This is a genomic window from Rhizobium sp. F40D2, assembly GCF_051810745.2.
Lineage (GTDB): Bacteria > Pseudomonadota > Alphaproteobacteria > Rhizobiales > Rhizobiaceae > Rhizobium.
Genome location: NZ_JBPWQX020000002.1, coordinates 139,330 through 153,472 on the forward strand (window position 1 = coordinate 139,330; position 14,143 = coordinate 153,472).

14 protein-coding genes are annotated in these 14,143 nt (G+C 60.7%); 12 read left to right on the forward strand and 2 right to left on the reverse strand.

From position 1 onward, the window contains the following. The first annotated feature begins 252 nt into the window (after positions 1-252). The 5 genes from ACS4RS_RS25325 (at position 253) to ACS4RS_RS25345 (ending at position 5,006) form a co-directional block, all read left to right on the forward strand. Entirely contained in the window at positions 253-1,113 is an 861-nt protein-coding gene (locus ACS4RS_RS25325; protein WP_439008560.1) for a tyrosine-type recombinase/integrase, read from the forward strand. A gap of 13 nt (positions 1,114-1,126) precedes the next feature. After that, positions 1,127-2,296 carry an IS91 family transposase gene (locus ACS4RS_RS25330; protein WP_449314075.1) on the forward strand — a complete coding sequence of 390 codons (1,170 nt, stop codon included), beginning with the start codon at positions 1,127-1,129 and terminating at the stop codon, positions 2,294-2,296. A gap of 387 nt (positions 2,297-2,683) precedes the next feature. Continuing rightward, positions 2,684-3,629 (forward strand): IS630 family transposase gene (locus ACS4RS_RS25335; RefSeq protein ID WP_439009225.1). Its coding sequence is split into 2 segments (ribosomal slippage): positions 2,684-3,022 and positions 3,024-3,629, totalling 945 coding nucleotides; the frame shifts between segments, so codons are not numbered across the junction. Positions 3,630-3,920: 291 nt separating this feature from the next. Beyond that, positions 3,921-4,442 carry a DUF992 domain-containing protein gene (locus ACS4RS_RS25340; protein ID WP_097627832.1) on the forward strand — a complete coding sequence of 174 codons (522 nt, stop codon included), beginning with the start codon at positions 3,921-3,923 and terminating at the stop codon, positions 4,440-4,442. A gap of 93 nt (positions 4,443-4,535) precedes the next feature. Further along, positions 4,536-5,006: a GNAT family N-acetyltransferase gene (locus ACS4RS_RS25345; RefSeq protein ID WP_439012820.1), complete on the forward strand. Its 471-nt coding sequence runs from the start codon at positions 4,536-4,538 to the stop codon at positions 5,004-5,006. An 11-nt stretch (positions 5,007-5,017) separates the two neighbouring features. Here ACS4RS_RS25345 and ACS4RS_RS25350 read toward each other — a convergent pair whose 3' ends face one another. Further along, positions 5,018-5,947 carry a LysR family transcriptional regulator gene (locus ACS4RS_RS25350; RefSeq protein WP_439012821.1) on the reverse strand — a complete coding sequence of 310 codons (930 nt, stop codon included), beginning with the start codon at positions 5,945-5,947 and terminating at the stop codon, positions 5,018-5,020. A gap of 72 nt (positions 5,948-6,019) precedes the next feature. Here ACS4RS_RS25350 and ACS4RS_RS25355 point away from each other — a divergent pair, with 72 nt between their 5' ends. Then, positions 6,020-6,937, forward strand: coding sequence for an EamA family transporter (locus ACS4RS_RS25355; RefSeq protein WP_439012822.1), 918 nt, complete (start codon positions 6,020-6,022; stop codon positions 6,935-6,937). Between the two features lie 40 nt (positions 6,938-6,977). Here the strand turns inward: ACS4RS_RS25355 and ACS4RS_RS25360 are convergent, their stop codons facing one another. Then, complete coding sequence (locus ACS4RS_RS25360; protein WP_439012823.1) at positions 6,978-7,610, reverse strand: hypothetical protein; 633 nt, start codon at positions 7,608-7,610, stop codon at positions 6,978-6,980. 158 nt (positions 7,611-7,768) lie between these two features. Between ACS4RS_RS25360 and ACS4RS_RS25365 the strand changes: the two genes are divergently transcribed. The 6 genes from ACS4RS_RS25365 (at position 7,769) to ACS4RS_RS25390 (ending at position 14,071) form a co-directional block, all read left to right on the forward strand. Next, positions 7,769-11,296, forward strand: a complete 3,528-nt coding sequence (locus ACS4RS_RS25365; protein WP_439012824.1) for an adenylate/guanylate cyclase domain-containing protein — start codon at positions 7,769-7,771, stop codon at positions 11,294-11,296. 41 nt (positions 11,297-11,337) lie between these two features. After that, entirely contained in the window at positions 11,338-11,598 is a 261-nt protein-coding gene (locus ACS4RS_RS25370) for a DUF4242 domain-containing protein (RefSeq protein ID WP_439012825.1), read from the forward strand. Between the two features lie 539 nt (positions 11,599-12,137). Then, positions 12,138-12,608 (forward strand): Hsp20 family protein, encoded by a 471-nt coding sequence (locus ACS4RS_RS25375; RefSeq protein ID WP_439012826.1) that lies wholly within the window; start codon positions 12,138-12,140, stop codon positions 12,606-12,608. A 52-nt stretch (positions 12,609-12,660) separates the two neighbouring features. Next, positions 12,661-12,894 (forward strand): hypothetical protein, encoded by a 234-nt coding sequence (locus ACS4RS_RS25380; protein WP_439012827.1) that lies wholly within the window; start codon positions 12,661-12,663, stop codon positions 12,892-12,894. A gap of 169 nt (positions 12,895-13,063) precedes the next feature. Further along, on the forward strand, positions 13,064-13,234 hold the full coding sequence (locus ACS4RS_RS25385; protein ID WP_439012828.1) for a hypothetical protein: 171 nt from the start codon (positions 13,064-13,066) through the stop codon (positions 13,232-13,234). A 63-nt stretch (positions 13,235-13,297) separates the two neighbouring features. Further along, entirely contained in the window at positions 13,298-14,071 is a 774-nt protein-coding gene (locus ACS4RS_RS25390; protein ID WP_003595810.1) for a DeoR/GlpR family DNA-binding transcription regulator, read from the forward strand. Positions 14,072-14,143 lie beyond the last annotated feature (72 nt).

The window sequence follows — 14,143 nt, forward strand, 5'->3', positions numbered from 1 at the left end:
CGAACACATCGCCGGGTTTTTCTTTATTGCCGTCTTTGACGTCGCCACCACCGACGGTTTCCGTCGCGGTTGCGGTCGGTGGAAATCCGCGTGAGCCGCCGCATGAATGTCTTAGAGCGGGATGATTTTAGGTGGAATCGCAATTGGGATTGAACGAAGCCGCTTTCGCGGCATTTGGAGGATCTGATTGCATGAAGCGCTCCTGATTGAAGGAATGGGCTGTTTTGCCCAACCTTCAATCAGGAGATGACGATGACGGAGATGAGCCCTCTACGCCGGCGCATGATCGATGACATGACGATCCGCAATCTTTCGCCAGCAACGCAACGATCGTATTTACATGCGGTAACGAAGTTCTCGCGCTATTTCGGGCGATCGCCAGACCGTCTTGGACTGGAAGACGTGCGCGCGTTTCAGGTGCATCTGGTTTCATCGGGCCTATCATGGCCAGCCTTGAACCAGACAGTTTGTGCCCTGCGGTTCTTCTTTGGCGTCACGCTTGGTCATGGCGAGATACCGGAGCGCATTGCCTATGCCCGGACACCGGCCAAGCTGCCGACGATCCTCAACGGCGACGAGATCGTGCGGTTTCTGGAAGCCGTTCCAAGCCTGAGGACCCGTACCGCACTGACGACAGCGTATGCGGCGGGGCTGCGCGCCTCGGAAGCTGTCCATCTCAAGGTCCGCAACATTGATGGCGAACGCGGCATCATCCGCGTCGAGCATGGCAAGGGCGGAAAGGATCGCAACGTCATGCTGTCAGCGCAGTTGCTCGCGATCCTGCGGGTCTATTGGCGGCTGGCGAGACCCGAGGTCTGGCTGTTTCCGGGTCGGGACGAGACCAAGCCCATCGACGTCCAGGTTCTGTATTCTGCCTGCCGTTCGGCGTGCGCCGCGGCCGGCATCGACAAAAGGGTAACGGTGCATACGCTGCGCCACAGCTTTGCCACCCATCTTTTGGAAAGCGGAACCGACATCCGCATCATCCAAGTTTTGCTCGGCCACAACAATCTGTCCACCACGGCACGCTACACGAAGGTTTCCAATACCCTGATCCGCAGCACGACCAGCCCGCTCGACCGACTGACGCTGGAGGTGGTGCCGCCAAGCTGAGCATAGTTTCGCCATGGCGGCGGGACTGGAGGTGGCGGATATTTTTCGCCGCCACGGGGAAAGATATCGTCAAGCCCACGACACCCATCTCGGGCGTGTCGAACGCCGGGTCATGAGTGCGGTCGAGATGTGCCGGACCGCTCGCCTGGGCGGGCATGTCCAGCAATGTCAGGACTGCGCGGCGTTCCGCATCGCCTATAATTCCTGTCGCAACCGGCATTGCCCAAAGTGCCAGGGACAGGCGAGCCGTGACTGGCTTGCTGCCCGACAGGCCGACCTTCTGCCTGTCGGCTATTTCCACGTGGTCTTCACCCTACCGCAGCAGATCGCCGCAATTGCCTTCCAGAACAAAAATGCCGTTTACACGATCCTGTTTCGCGCCGTCGCCGAGACGTTGCGCAAGCTTGCTGCCGATCCCAGGCATCTGGGTGCAGAGATCGGCTTCATCGCGGTGCTGCACTCCTGGGGACAGAACCTCCATTTTCACCCTCATATCCACTGCATCGTGCCGGGCGGCGGATTGTCGGCGGACCAGTCCCGTTGGGTTCCCTGCCGGGCAAACTTCTTCCTGCCCGTGCGCGTTCTGTCATCCCTGTTCAGGCGGTTGTTTCTTGAAGAGCTGAAGCAGGCCTACGACCTGGACCAGCTTCGGTTCTTTGGCGATATCGCCGGCCTGGCCAATCCGGCGGCGTTCAATCACATTGTCAAAGAAACGCGGCGTGTCGCCTGGGTGGTCTATGCCAAGCCGCCATTTGCCGGACCCGAACAGGTGCTGGCCTATCTCGGGCGCTATACCCATCGCATTGCCATCTCCAATTCCCGCCTCGTCAGCATCGATGGCGATCGAGTCACATTCCGATGGAAGGACTATCGAACGGGCGGCAGGCAAAAGGTAATGACGCTCGATGCCCACGAGTTCATCCGCCGTTTCCTGCTTCACACCGTTCCGGACGGCTTTCACCGCATTCGTCATTATGGCCTGCTTGCCAATGGCCATCGGCAACTGAAGCTGGACCTGTGCCGAAGCCTGCTCGACGTCCCGCCGCCGCCGGTCGAAGAACCGGACACAAAGCCACCACCTTTGCTGCACCGCTGCTCCTGTTGCGGCGGAACCATGACGATCATCGGCGCGTGGACCCCGCTCCAGCCGGTACGTCGGCCAGCATGGAACGACAGTTCATGATCATACCACGCGCGCCATCATTGCAACGATCAGCGTCGGCATGCCGAAGAGCCGCGGTGCGAGTGCTTTGGCCAATCGTGCCCGAGCGACGTTTCGGTCGATGCAAACCAGCCGACAGGCGCGTCAAAGACACCGCAAATACCGGCAAGAATCTCCTTCCATACCTGTCCACGGGCTCCGGCAAGGCTCAACCCTGCAAAACGCCATCCACCGCTTCGGCTAAATCCCCATAGCGCCAAACAACCCGCGCCTTCGCTCAATCCGGCTTCAATGAGGTCCGATCAGTGAATGCCGCACGCACAGCGCCCGGACCTCACAGAACCCTCCAGATTCCCTTTTGGACGCAAATCAGATTCATCCTTCAGGCCGGTAAGGAGGCCGGTCTGGATGGCGAGACCTTTTTCGAATGATCTGCGAGAGCGTGTTGTCGGGGCGGTGACGCAGGAGGGGCTGTCGTGCCGGGCTGCGGCCAAACGCTTCGGTATTGGCATCAGCACCGCGATCGATTGGGTACGGCGGTTCCACACAACGGGCAGCGCAGCACCCGGCCAGATGGGCGGCCACAAGCCGCGGGCGATCTGCGGTGGCCACCGGGAATGGCTTGTCGAACGCTGCCGCGCGAGTGCGTTCACGTTGCGCGGGCTGGTCGCGGAATTGGCGGAGCGGGGTCTGGACGTGGATTACCGGTCCGTCTGGGCCTTCGTCCGGGATGAAGGGCTGAGTTATAAAAAAGACGCTGGTCGCCAGCGAACGGGAGCGACCCGACGTCGCCGCCAGGCGGGCGCGCTGGCTGAAGCATCGCCATCGCATCGATCCGGCCCGTCTTCTCTTCATCGACGAAACCTGGACGAAGACGAACATGGCGCCGCTCAGAGGCTGGGCGCCGCGTGGCGAACGGCTCTTGGGCAAAGCTCCTTTCGGCCATTGGAATACGATGACCTTCATCGCCGCGCTTCGAACCGACCGCGTCAGCGCACCATGGATCATTGATGGCCCCATCAACGCCGAGCGCTTCCTCATCTATGTCGAAAAGGTGCTGGTGCCAGAGCTCAAACCTGGCGACATCGTCGTGATGGACAATCTCGGCTCGCATAAAGCCAAGGCGATCCGGGTCGCCATCCGCAGGGCAGGCGCCCGACTATTCTTTCTGCCGCAATACTCCCCAGATCTCAATCCGATCGAGAAGCTCTTCGCCAAGCTCAAACACGGGCTGCGACAGGCACAGGCCAGAACCCGCAACGCCATCGACGACGCACTGGCAGCCATCCTCCAAACCGTCTCGCCAAAAGAGTGCCTAAACTACTTCAAGGAAGCCGGATATGAACGGACGTAAAATCATCCCGCTCTAAGCGGAGAGTCGACGCCAATCAGCACCGTGCCTTTCCGGCAACCATCCCTGACAACATCATGAAATAACCGGATGCCGCGAATTAGTGCCTTCGAAATGTCCCATTGGGGGCTGAACCGTAAACCTGTTTGTCGCTTGCGCCTCCTAGGCGCTTTGACATGCGATGCGAAAATGGTGCGGGATCGGATCGTTTTGCGGTTCCGGCCGTTATCTGTTGCCGAATCTGGTGGCGAGTAGCCGGGTATGCTCCCGTCACGATTTGAGAAGGAGAGACTTATGAATAAAATTCTTGCGACGGCGTTTGCCGCGGTATCGTTGACGGTTGTCGGCGCAGGGGCGGTCAATGCCGCCGACCTCGTCACCAGGACATATGAAGAGCCGGACCTGCGCAATGGCGTCAAGATCGGGTACCTCACCTGCGATATCGGGGGCGGTACGGGTTATGTGCTCGGTTCCTCCAAGGAGGCCGATTGCATCTTCCAGTCGACCGTCGGCAATGAGCTTTCGGATCGTTATACCGGCGAAGTGAGAAAGCTCGGGATCGACCTTGGCTTCACCACGCGCAGCCGCCTGATTTGGGCGGTGTTCGCGCCGACGGCCGGCTATCATCGCGGATCGCTCGCCGGCCTTTATGTCGGCGCCACCGCCGAGGCGACGCTCGGCGCCGGTGTCGGCGCCAATCTGCTGGTCGGCGGCACGTCCGGCTCGATCCATCTGCAGACGGTCAGCCTGACCGGCCAGCTCGGTCTCAACGTTGCCGCCGGCAGCGCCTCGATGACGTTGACGGCCGACAATTGAAATGCCATTTTTCACGCTCCCTGCCGCGATACGGCAGGGAGCGTCACGTTATCGAGGGCGGCTTCGCGCCTCGCAGCCCAGCCGGATCACGACATGATCGATATTCGAATGGCAACGCCCGATGAGGACGAGGTTCTTGTGGGGCACTATCTGAAGATCTGGGACAGCTACGGAACGCCATCGGAACATTACAGGCCCGACGCTGCGGCGCGGAGCTTGTCTTTCATCAGAAGTGGCCGCGAGGAGCGGCGTCTGACGTCGTTTCTTGCCATCGTCGACGGTGAAATCGCCGGTTCCGCATCCTGCCAGCTGCACCAATCGCCATTTCCTGAGGTGATCCGGGAAGCACAGCGGCTGCACGGCTATATCTGGTCCGTCTATGTCGCCGACGCCTTTCGCCGGCGCGGCATCGCATTGGCGCTGACCAACAAGGCCGCCGACTATTTGAAATCGATCGGCTGCACCACAGCCGTCATTCATGCCTCGGATGCCGGCGAGCCGGTCTATCGGGCCGCCGGTTTCGAACTTGCCAAGGAAATGCGCCTGCAGTTTCCGGCGGGGTAAGGATCTTCCGCTTACGTTTTCGCCCGGCCGGGTGCGATAAAGGCTGCGATTGTCGCCTCGTCATGGCCGGCCTCGCGCAGGAAGCGGCTGGCAAATTCGACGGCGGGGCTTCTGAGAGCATCGTCCGGTCGGATCAGATGAAAGGCCACGTGATAATCGAGTGTCCGCGCCGACACGGCGACGACGCGCCCGGCGGCGAGGGCCGCATCCGATAGTGGCGGCCGGGCGAGAGCGATGCCGAGCCCTTGCGCACAGGCATCGATCACCAGATTGTAATCCTCGAAGCGGCGGTCGTGGCCGCGTGGCGTATAATCGACGCCCTCTCGGGCAAGCCAGCGGCGCCAGCCTTCGATGTTGGAATCGTGCAGGATCGGCATGTCGAGCAGCGAAAGAGCGTCCGAGCGCTGGCCGAGCCGGTCTGCCAGCGCCGGGGCGGCGATCGGAAATGACTTCTCCTGCCACAACGGCAGGGCGCGCACGCCAGCCCAAGGGCCTTTGCCGCAACGGATTGCAAGGTCCGTGCCTTCCCCGAAATCCGCCAGCCGGTGCTCGAGCGTCAGTTCGACATGCAGCTCGTTTCCTTCAAGCTTCGCCAGGCGCTGAAACAGCCACAACGAGGCGACGGAGGGCGTCACTGAAAGACGCACCACCGCCTTGTTGCGGCGAGGCAGCCAGCGCTCGCCGCTATTGCCGAGCAGCGCAAGCGCTTCTTCCGCCCGCGCGAAAAACCGCATGCCCTCCGGCGTCAGGCGCACACCTCGGGCTTCGCGGGCAAACAGCCGCACCCCCATCCAGCGCTCGAGGCGCGAGACCTGCCGCGACACCGCGCCATGAGTGATGCCGCTTTCCTCGGCCGCGGCGGAAAACGATCCCAGCCGCGCGGCGCGGGCAAAGGTCTCAAGCGTATCGAGCGGCGGAAGAACGGGTGAGCTGTGAACCATGGACACATTTGATCATCGATTGCGATGCTTTTCAAGCACGCGTCAAAGCGTTACTCACTGTTTCAGGAACATATGGAGGCGAAAATGAGCATGGCGGCAAGCGCACCGATTTCGACGAAACAGCAAGGCGGGTTCGATCTGGTGGCCTTTGCGGCGATCGTCGTCACCATCCTCTTCTGGGCGTCTTCCTTCGTGGTGATCCGCATCTGCCTCGGACCGCTGACGCCGATCGAGCTGGCGACGGCGCGTTACGTCGCCGCCGGCGTCATCGCGCTGGTCTATCTCGCCATCTACCGGCCGATGCCGGAAAAACGCGATGTCGTGCGTCTTTCCATTGCCGCCGTGCTTTTCATCGCCGCCTATGCGGTTTTGTTGAATACCGGCGAGCAGACGGTTGCGGCCGGGCCGGCGAGCTTCATCATCAACACAATGCCGGTCTTCACCGCCCTCATCGCCACATTCGCGCTCGGCGAGCGCTTCGGTCGCTGGGGCTGGGCGGGCACTGCCATTTCGTTCGGCGGCGTGGCGCTGATTGCGGTCGCCTCAGACGGCGGCTTCAAGCTCGATCCGAATGCCGTCCTCATCCTCGGCGCAGCGCTCTGCTCGGCGATCGCCAGCGTATTGCAGAAGCCGCTGCTCGGTCGGCTGCCGGCGCTTGCCGTCACCGCCTGGATCCTGCTGATCGGTTCCGTGCCGCTGCTTCCGGCTGTTCCGGCGACGATCCGGGCGCTGGCCGCCGCCCCGGCGGAGGTGAACTGGGGCGTTGCCTATCTCGTCATCTTCCCGACGGCGATCGGCTACCTCACCTGGGCTATCGCGCTGAAGCGGTTGACGGCTGCCCGCGCTTCGAATTTCCTCTATGGCGTCCCGCCGGTCGCAACGCTGATCGGATTCGTCTGGCTGGGCGAGACGCCGACGGCGCTCGGTGCAGCCGGCGGCATCATGGCGATCCTCGGTGTGCTGGTCGTCAATGTGATGCGGAAGCGATAGGGGCAATTTGCCCTGGAAGGTGATCAGGTTTCGTCCAGGCCTAGCGAAGCAGCCCATCCCGCCCAAACTCTTCCCAGCCCCGCAGCTTTGCGGGCGCTTCTTCGGTGACGTCCTGCGGTGCCGCAGTCGCCTTACTGTCCTTCTTCAGTGAACGTGTCAGCTTCGCCTTGTAAGCAGCCCTCCGCCTGTTCTCCATGGCAGTCGCGGCGTCCTCTTCACGCCACTCTTCGACAGCGCCCCGGTCGAGTAGATCCTCCACCATACGTGGTTCGAAGACGTGGAAGGTGATCTGCCTGGCGCGGCCCCGAAGCTTCACCGTTCGCGTTCCCGCGCTGGGCAGGCGGCCGTCCTCCAGCCAGCGACGTCTCTCGGTCGTTGAGATCGTCAGGATGTCCTCGATTTCGCGCGGGATGACCGGCAGGCGTTCAATGCCTTCGAGCGACTTCGCAATGACCGCGGAGGCGTGACGAAACTCGCTCCTTGCGCTTTCAGGCATTGCCAGCGTGAAAACCCTCCCGCTGATATCCAGCGATTTTCGGATGGACGATGGGAGGCGCGCGCGGATTTCCAAAAGGATGCCCTTGGCGCGCACGCAAGACCCGAGAGTGGCGGCGGGCGGCAGGGTCCACGTTTCGACGAGTGCAGGGGCGTCATTCTTCTCGGTTTTCGCCATGCGCACACAGATGGGATCAAGGCGCGGCCCCGTCAACGATCACGACTTTGATGCATTGGTTCCTCGATTCCCGCCAGGACGAACAGCTCCTGCGCCGCAGCGTGGCACGACGCCGGCGTTCGTGGTATTTTAAGAACTCTGGAGCAGGATCAACGTCGATGCAGACGATTGAGGATTGGCTAGGTCGACTCGGTCTCGGCAAGTACGCCGACACCTTCGTCGAAAATGATGTCGATCTGCGAGCGCTCCCTCATCTTGCCGAATCCGACCTCCAGGAGCTCGGTGTCTCGCTGGGGCATCGGAAGATTATTCTAGCTGCCATAAACCAACTTGCGGATCAACGTTTGGACGAACAGCCTCCTGCTTCGGCCGCTACCGAGGCCGGATCCGAAGCTGCGGCCGACCGGCGACTGCTGAGCGTGCTCTTCTGCGACCTGGTCGGGTCGACAGCGCTGTCAGCAGAGCTCGACCCGGAAGACATGCACGAGTTGACCCGCCGCTATCAGGATAGCGTCGCCGGCGCCGTCACGCGCTTCGGGGGCTACGTCGCCAAATATCTCGGCGATGGCGTGCTAGCCTATTTCGGGTGGCCCATGGCTTACGAGGACCATGCCGAGCGTTCAATCCGGGCCGGACTCGCGGCGATGGCCGCCGTCGACGCCCTGCAGCCGCCGAACGGTCAGCGATTGAAGGCCCGCATCGGCATCGCATCCGGGCGCGTGGTCGTTGGCAACACTGACGGCAGCGCGAAGGAGCGGGCATCGATCGCAGGAGACACTCCCAACCTGGCGGCACGCCTGCAGGCCGCGGCCGCCCCAGGCCAGATCGTGATCTCCGAAAGCACCCGCCGCCTCGCCGGGCAGTCGTTCGAAATCGAGAGCCTCGGCGCGCAGGAGCTCAAGGGCTTTACCTCGCCCGTTGCTCTGTTCGAAGTCCGCGGTCAGCGAGAGGTGGATAGCCGTTTCGAAGCCGCGCATGCCAGCGGACTTTCGAAATTTGTCGGCCGCGTTAGTGAAATCGGCCTGCTGCTTGAACGATGGGAGTTGGCGAAGGCCGGGCAAGGCCAGGCGGTCTTCCTGTCGGGGGAGGCTGGCATCGGGAAATCCCGGCTTATCGAGGCTTTCGAAGAACGCCTGCAGGAGGCAGAACATGAACTCATCCGATTGCAGTGTTCACCATATCACGCGACCTCGGCCTTTTACCCGATCGTCGAACGACTGAGCCGGGTTGCGGCGTTTGCGCCGGCAGATGACCGGAACACGCGCATCGAAAAGTTTCGCACGCTTGTGCGCCGCTACGGCGAAAATCCTTCCGACGTGGGGGCGATCTATGCCGAGCTGCTTTCGCTCGACGTCGGCGACGAGTTCAGGCCGCCCGATCTCTCCGCCCACCAGCGCAAGGAGCTTCTCGTTCGCACATTGGTGAACCGTTTGCTGCTTGCCGCCAGGATCGCACCGGTGCTCATGGTTTTCGAAGATGCGCACTGGATGGACCCATCAACCAGCGAAGTGCTGAAAGAACTCGTCAGCCGGCTGCACGGTGCGGCCGCCCTTGTCGTTGTGACCCACCGACCGGAATGGAACGCGAACTGGGCAAGCGGACTGGCGCAGGCGACGACGCTCTCCGTTGGGCGCCTGACCAGGCAGCAAATGCGTGAACTGATCGAATCCATGGTGTCCGACATTCCCGAACAGCTCGCCGAAAGGATTGCGGAGCGAACGGACGGGGTGCCGCTGTTCGTCGAGGAGTTGACCCGCTCGGTCGTCGAGAGCGGAAAGCCGTCGTCGCTCAACGCAGAAATCCCGGACAGTCTGCAGGGCTCGCTGATGACACGTCTCGATCGTTTAGCGACGACGGCCAAGGAGATCGCGCAGATTGCCGCCGTAATAGGCAGAGAATTCGATCGCGGCCTTCTTTCGAAGATCGCAGGCATTGACGACCGAGCGCTCGAGACAGCACTGAACCAGCTCGAAACCAGCCAGATCGTCGTCGCAGGCGGTATCTTGCATGATGCGCTCGTTTTTCGACATGCGCTCATCCAGGATGCCGCCTACCAATCGCTCCTCAACCGGCGCCGGCGGCATTTCCACGAGAGGATCGCCAGGGTTCTCGTCGAACATTATGACGATGTCGCTGCCACGCAGCCCGAACTCATCGCCCAGCACTACGAGAAAGCCCAACGGATTGAGCTCGCGCTTCCCTACTGGATGAAGGCTGGAAAACGCGCCCTCGCACGCTCAGCCAACTACGAGGCGGTCGACAATTTCCAGAACGCCTTGGCAATTGCAGAGCAGCTGCCTGAAGGGCCTGAGCGGCAGAGGGACCTGCTCACCGCGATCCTCAAACTCGGCGACGCGCTGTTTGCGGCGGGTCGTATGACGGATTCGCTGGCGAAATACCGGCTGGCCGCGCCGTTAGCCCGCAAAGCGACCGACACGCAAGCCTTTATTCGCGCAGTGATTGGTCTGGACGGTACCAAATTCCTCTCCTCGAATTCGCTTGCCGAAACGGTGCCGCTTCTCGAGGAAGCCCTCGAGATGGTTGAACCATCGGATTTGAGCTCACGGTGCCAGCTTCTCAGCCGCCTTGCGCGGGCATACACCTATCTGAGCGACAGCAAGAAGGCTGCAAAATGCCATGATGAAGGAATAGAACTGGCCCGACGGGTTGGCGATAAGACTGCGCTTGTGGAGCTCTCCGCTCTGCCATTCCTGACGCCGGCACCGGTCAGGTCCACCAAGGAAAGAAACGACCGGTTTACTCGCATCGAGGAAATAAGGCGCCTCGCGGATGAGATCGATGACGACGATTTGCAGAGCCGAGCGCTTTCCATTGACGCCTATGTCTCTACCGAACTCGGCGATCGCGCACGAGCCGATCGGGCGGTCGACGCGCTGGACGAACTTGGTACCGCGCGGCAGCATCTCAACGTCCAGTTCTACGCTCGCACAGCAAAAGCGATGATGGCCATTCTCGATGGCAGGTTCACCGCCGCGGAGGAGCTTGCTGAAGAAGCGCTGAAGCTCGGCATGCGGATCCTTGGCGCTACGCCGGAGGGCGTTTACGGCATGCAGATGTTCGCGATCCGACGGGAGCAGAGCCGCCTCTCGGAGGTCGCACCGGTCATGAAATTGTTGATTGAGGAAAGCCCGGAGCAAACCACCTGGCTACCGGGTTTTGCGTTAATTGCTTTTGACCTCGGCTATCGGGATGCGGCCCAGCGGAGGTTGAGCGAGCTTGCCCGCACCGGCTTTGCCCTTCCGCTTGACGGAAAGCGAAGTGCGTCCCTGTCGTTCCTGACGGAAGTCGCCGCCGGTCTCGGCGACACAGATGCTGCCCAGACCCTCTATAAGCTTATGCTCGACTATAAGGAGATGACCGTAACGATCGGTATGGCGACCGTTTGCTTCGGCGCGGCAAGCCGCTATCTGGGCATGCTGGCAGCGGCGCTGGGTGAATTCGACAGAGCGTCGGAGCACTTCGAGCACGCGCTCGAGATGAACGCGGAGATCGGCTCGCCGCCGTGGCTCGCGCACACACAGGCAGATTATGCGGACTTGCTAATGAAAATAGGTAGCCGGGCGGCGATAAAGAGAGCAATGTTGCTATCGGAGAATGCCCGGTCAACCGCGGTCGAACTGGGAATGGTCCGGCTGCAACAGCGACTGAAGCCAACGATTCATTAGAACCAACAGTTCGTTGCTTTTGGTGGGAAGAAGGTCTCGTCATGCCACGCTACATCATTGAAAGAAACTTCGCGGAACAACTCGATCTGTCGAAAGAGGGGGTCGAGCTAATCAATCTGATCAATGACCAGGAAGGAGTGAAGTGGATCTTTTCCTTCCTCAGCGCCGACAGAAAAAAGACCTACTGTCTTTACGAGGCGCCTAGTACGGAAGCCATTCTCGCCGCCGCCCGGAGGAACAATGTCCCTGCGGATGTGATCATAGAAGTTAGTGAGGAGATCGGTCCCAATATGTTTGCATAGCGTTCCTCGGCCAGCCCGAGGAGAAAGGCGTCGCCGCGCTCTCCAGTTGGAAGAGGTTAGGCGAAAAATTCGCCAAACCGTAACGACCGCTTCGGTCGGCCAGGATCGCTGCGACGCTGGATCCAGGTTCCTGCCAGGGGCTCGACCGGCTCATCTGCAAGGTTGCAACGAGGCTGCGTATGCCGCCAGAAGGAAGTGTGGATCGTGCCAGCTGGTCGACTCCGCTTCATTTCCTCTCGGCAGCGATCCTCCCTGGCCTCCAAATGCTCGGGTCTTTTCCGGAGCTGCGACATCGGCCCGAGCTTCCTGGTCTCACAAACAGCCTCGTGGCGATCCTCGTGCGATTGTTCCACGTTTTCAGTCTTCACGAGCCTCCCGGCGGTCCAGGATCCAAACCCCAAATTTTTTCAAAGGGGATCTTGAAACCGAAAATACCGAAAACCAAATCGATGCAGTCGGCAGCCCAGAAGGGGGCCGAAAGCCGGGAACGCAGGTTTCCGCCGCGTTCCTTTCCATCTCGCTTCTAGGAGGTTTTGGTCATGAGAACTGAGTTTGACTTCGCACCGCTTTATCGCTCCAGCATCGGCTTCGACCGGGTTTTTTCGCTGCTTAACAATCCGCAGCGCCTGCAGGCCGTCGACGCCTGGCCGCCCTACGACATCCTTAAGGTCGGCGACGATGAGTACCGCATTGTCATGGCGGTCGCCGGCTTCGAGGATGGCGATCTCGACATCACCCAGGAGCGCAACGTGCTTCTCGTCAAGGGCGGTAAGGCCGATGACGCAAAAGCTGAATACCTGCACCGTGGTATTGCCACGCGCGGCTTCGAGCGTCGCTTCGAGCTTGCCGACCATGTGAGCGTGGAAAACGCATCGCTGAAGAACGGTCTGCTGCACATCGAGCTGAAACGCGAAATTCCGGAGGCGATGAAGCCACGCAAGATAGCGATTGGCGACGGCGCACAGACACAGGTGCCGCTGCAGATCGAAGGTGAGAAGCAGGTCGCGTAAGTGTCGATCGAAGGAGATGCGGGCGCCGCTTAGCGTCGCCTGCGGAAAAACGATGAAAACATTCGATTTCGACAAGCCAGATTACTTCGGCGCTGCCGATCTGCGTGTGTGCCAGAGCGTCTTCGACGTCGTCGCTTCGGAAGCGGGAGTGGAGCCGGCGTCCGAGGAGGGCGAGCGCATCGCTGCCATCGTCGTGCAGCTCTATCGCCAAGGAGTGAAAGAACCAGAGCGGCTGCGGGTTGTGGTCGAGTCCGCCCGCGGGATCAATATTGCAAATGCTGCGTGAAGGCTGGGACGCCGTATGACAGCGGCGTCCTCCTCTCGTCTGATCATATCCGACGTCATCGTCACTCGACGGTTCCAGAGCAGCCCCGGTCTCGCAAGCCCGGGCCTGCCTTCAATTTTTGATCGTCAAAGCATCGGCAGATCTAACCTGGTGGTCTGTCGGAGAGGACATGGGTATGGGTCTGCGCGTTGACCACGAAATCGTGGATCATCGCCGGCTTATGGCTCAGGCTGGCGACGCAAGGTTTAAGGTGCTGATGTCGGTTGAAGGCGATGTCGATCGAGTGAGAAGTTTTTCACTTCTAAAAACGGTGACCTTTCTCGCAGGGCGAGCTTCGTGACAGATAGGCATTGCGCGGGCGTTCACTTTCTTTAAAACGAAAGTAGATCGAAAGGGCGCGCTCATGTTCTTGACCGACCGGCAAACTGAAATCGTGGCAATAGCGAGGTCGAGCGGCAGGGTCCTGGTCGAAGAACTCGCTTCCCGCTTTTCCGTAACGCCGCAGACAATCCGCAAGGACCTGAATGATCTCTGCGATGCGCAAGTGCTGACGCGCATTCATGGCGGCGCCACATTCCCGAGCGGAACCGAGAACGTCAAATACGAGGCGCGCCGGCAGATCGCCGCGTCCGAGAAACAGGCGATCGGCATGGCTGCGGTCGAGCTGATTCCGAGCGGGGCATCGCTTTTCATCAATATCGGGACGACGACCGAGGCGGTAGGCGAGGCGCTCGCCAACCATCACGAGCTGATGGTCATCACCAATAACATCAATGTTGCCAACAGGTTACGCTTGCTACCGGCAATCGAGGTGGTAATCGCCGGCGGTGTCGTGCGCGGTTCGGACGGCGGGATTGTCGGCGAAGCGGCTGTCGATTTCATCCGCCAGTTCAAGGTCGATTACGCGGTCATCGGCGCGTCGGCGATCGACGTGGATGGCGCGCTTCTCGACTATGATTTTCGCGAGGTCAAGGTCGCCCAGGCGATCATCGCCAATGCTCGGCATGTCATTCTCGTTGCCGACTCCACCAAGTTCGAACGCACCGCGCCGGTCAGGATCGGCCAGCTTTCCCAGGTTCACACTTTCATAACCGACCACTGTCCGGTGCCGTCGATCCGCAATCTCTGCCTCGAAAACAATGTGAAGCTGATCGAAACGAACGGCAGGTTTCGCTGAGGGCGAGGCAGCAAGCCACTCCGAAATGATAATCCGCGAAACATTCGTTTGACATTCGTATTCCTTTCGTTT